Origin of the sequence: Mesorhizobium sp. M4A.F.Ca.ET.020.02.1.1 (assembly GCF_004022645.1) — a bacterium.
Classification (GTDB): Bacteria; Pseudomonadota; Alphaproteobacteria; order Rhizobiales; family Rhizobiaceae; genus Mesorhizobium.
This window is the reverse complement of the sequence record NZ_RZOI01000688.1, coordinates 1-3,194: the sequence shown is the minus strand read 5'-3', so window position 1 is coordinate 3,194 and position 3,194 is coordinate 1. Positions and strand designations below refer to the sequence as shown.

3 protein-coding genes are annotated in these 3,194 nt (G+C 66.2%); all 3 read right to left on the bottom strand.

Annotated elements, in window-relative coordinates; translation table 11 throughout:
* Nucleotides 1-326: 326 nt before the first annotated feature.
* Nucleotides 327-890, bottom strand: coding sequence for an ActR/PrrA/RegA family redox response regulator transcription factor (locus EN742_RS29360; RefSeq protein ID WP_127405771.1), 564 nt, complete (start codon nt 888-890; stop codon nt 327-329).
* Between the two features lie 119 nt (nt 891-1,009).
* Nucleotides 1,010-2,332 (bottom strand): ActS/PrrB/RegB family redox-sensitive histidine kinase, encoded by a 1,323-nt coding sequence (locus EN742_RS29355; protein WP_126056823.1) that lies wholly within the window; start codon nt 2,330-2,332, stop codon nt 1,010-1,012.
* Nucleotides 2,333-2,434: 102 nt separating this feature from the next.
* On the bottom strand, nt 2,435-3,194 hold a 760-nt coding region (locus tag EN742_RS29350), incomplete at its 5' end, for an ATP-dependent helicase C-terminal domain-containing protein (RefSeq protein ID WP_281035015.1).

Here is a 3,194-nt window from a genome sequence, read left to right as displayed (position 1 = left end):
AGGCGTATGACGCTTGTCCGCTGCAGCGCCGCGCTAACCAATCCGCTTGGCGCTGCAGCGGACAAATAGGGGGAGAACTGTTACCTATGTATCCGGTTCAAACTGTTACCCATCTATCGGCTGGACAGCTGTGGCCGATGACTTCGCAAATCTCCGACGTTGCAGATGAGAGCCGACGTTGCGGCCGTCCGCCTTCTCCCCGTCACTATACGGGGAGAACTGCCCGGCAGGGCGATGAGGGGCAGCGCTGACTTCGGCGAATATCGATGCTCACCACAAAACTGAATTCGCCGTTTCCGAGGCTTTGCCCTGTGCGCTTGACGATCCTAACGCGGCGCGCGCTTGGCGAGAATCCGCTGCAGGGTGCGGCGGTGCATGTTGAGCCGGCGCGCGGTTTCCGAGACGTTGCGGTCGCACATTTCGTAGACGCGCTGGATGTGCTCCCAGCGCACGCGGTCGGCCGACATCGGATTTTCCGGCGGCGCGGCGCGTTCGCCGGAGGTACGGGTGAGCGCGGCGAAGACATCGTCGGCGTCGGCCGGCTTGGAAAGATAGTCGATGGCGCCGAGCTTCACGGCGGTGACGGCGGTGGCGATATTGCCGTAGCCGGTGAGGATGACGGCACGGGCGTCGTCGCGCTTCTCGCGGATGGCGGCGATGACATCGAGGCCGTTGCCGTCGCCGAGCCGCATGTCGACCACGGCGTAGGCCGGCGGATGGGCGCGCGCCCTGGCGACCGCCTCCTCGACGCTCTCGGCAGTCTCGACGACGAAGCCCCTGGTTTCCATGGCGCGGGCGAGCCGGGTCAGGAACGGCTTGTCGTCGTCGACGATCAGCAGCGAGGTGTCCTCGCCCTCAACCATTGCGCCAGTCGTTTCGTCTCCACTCATGGTGTCCAGAATTCCTGCTGCCTTAAGCTTACGCAGATACAGTTCCGCGCCACTATTGTCCAATTTTAAGAGCCCGCAACCGGCCCCGATGAGGCCACCATGCAGGTTAAAGCGTGGTTTCAGGCGGTGTCGAACATGCTCGAAGACGATTCGGGGTTGAGAAAGACGCCGCGCGGCCAGGATATCTGCACCACGGCGCCTTCGCCCAACCCGCTCGAATTACGGAAATCCAGCGTGGCGCCGGAGCGCTCCAGCAAGGTCTTGGCTATGAACAGGCCGAGCCCGAGGCCGCCGCCGGCTTCTGTGCCTTGCCGCGTCGACATATAGGGTTCGCCGATGCGGTCGATGATCTCCGGCGGGAAGCCCGGCCCGTCATCGATTATCGAAAAGATAACTTCGGCGTCGTCCCAGCTCCAGCTGACGGTGACGGTCTTGCGGGCGAAGTCGACGGCGTTCTCGACCAGATTGCCAAGGCCGTAGATGACACCTGGATTGCGCCGCCCGACCGGCTCGGGGCCGATGCGCTCGCCGGGCCGCAGCTTGATCGATATGCCGAAATCGCGGTGCGGGGCCGTCACCTCCTCCACCAGCGAAGTCAGCGGCAGACGCGACAGATGCGCCTCGCCCTCGGAGGACAGGCTGGTCAGCCGCTTCAGGATCTCGCGGCAGCGCTCGCTCTGCGAGCGCAGCAGCTTCACGTCCTCGGCAAATTTCATGTCCTCACCGAGCGCCTTCTCCATTTCCTTGGCGACCAGCGTGATGGTGGCAAGCGGCGTGCCGAGCTCATGCGCCGCGGCGGCGGCGAGCCCGTCCAGTGCCGACAGATGCTGCTCGCGCTGCAACACCAGCTCGGTGGCGGCGAGCGCGTTGGCAAGCAGGCGCGCTTCCTCGGCGACGCGGAAGGCGTAGATGGCGGTGAAGGCGATCGAGGCGAACACCGCCATCCACATGCCGGCGACATAGATGAAGGGCATTTCCAGGGGCGCCCCCTCGTACCAGGGCAGCGGCTGGTGGAAGAAGCCCAGAAGCGTGGCCGCCACCATGACCAGCGCCCCCAGCACCGCGGTGAGGCGCAGCGGCAGCGACGCCGCCGAGATGACGACGGGTACGCTGAGCAGCACCGAGAACGGATTGGTGAGACCGCCGGTCATGTAGAGCAGGCCGGCCAGCTGCAGGCTGTCGACGGTCAGGATGGCGAACGCCGAGAGCGGGGTGAGCCGGTGCGCCGCCGGGTAGCGGAAGGTCAGCCACAGGTTCATCCAAGCCGAACAGGCGATCAGCGCGAAGCACATGCTGACGGACAACGGGAATTTCAGCCCATAGGCGACGACGAGCACCGTCAGGCTCTGGCCGACGATGGCCAGCCAGCGTAGCCGGATCAGCGTGTTGAGCCGCAGCCTCTGGCTTTGCTGGAAGTCCGGTGAGCGCAGGATGTTGATCATGGATTACGATTATCGCCGCAGGAGGGTAAGCGCTAGTAGCGCTGTAGCGGGGACTTGACGGCTGAGGGCCACCAGGACGGACTGCCCAAGCTTTTGCCAGGACTAGGTTCCGCGTGGCTTGGCGCGGCTGGTGGCGGCGGTGGTGAGTGGGTTTTCCGGCCAGACATGTCGGGGATAGCGGCCGCGCATGTCGGTGCGCACATCCGCCCACGAGCCGCGCCAGAAGCCGGGCAGGTCGCGCGTCGTCTGGATCGGCCGGTGCGCCGGCGAGAGGAGTTCGAGCGTCAGCGGCACGGTTCCATTGGCGATCGCCGGATGCCTGTCGAGGCCGAACAGCTCCTGTACGCGCACCGCCAGCACCGGCCATTCGCCATCATAGCGGATCGGCACATGGCTGCCCGACGGCGCATCGAAATGGGTCGGCGCCAGCGCCTCGACCTTGCGCTGCAGTTCGTGCGGCACCAATGACATGAGGCCGGCCGACAGGGCGCCGGAATTGATCGCGGCAAAGGACGCCGCGCCCGTCAGAAACGGCAGCAGCCAGTCCTCGATACGGTCGAGCAGGGCGGCGTCGGAAACATCGGGCCAGGGTGCGCCGAGGCCGCGATTGAGCCAGCCGAGCCGCTGCCGCAGCGTCTCGGCCTCCTTGCCCCAGTCGAGCAGCGACAGGCCATGCTCACGCAGGGCCTCGAGGATCGCCCGATCCGCGTCGACGCCGGACGGCGCCGGCAGCATGCGCTCGGCCAGTGTGATGGCGCCGAGCCGGGCTGTCTCGCGCACGCGCACGGCGCGCCGGTCGCGATCGAAGCTTGTCTCGCGCCGGATCTCGATGCGGTCGGCAAGGGCGGCGCGGATATCGGTC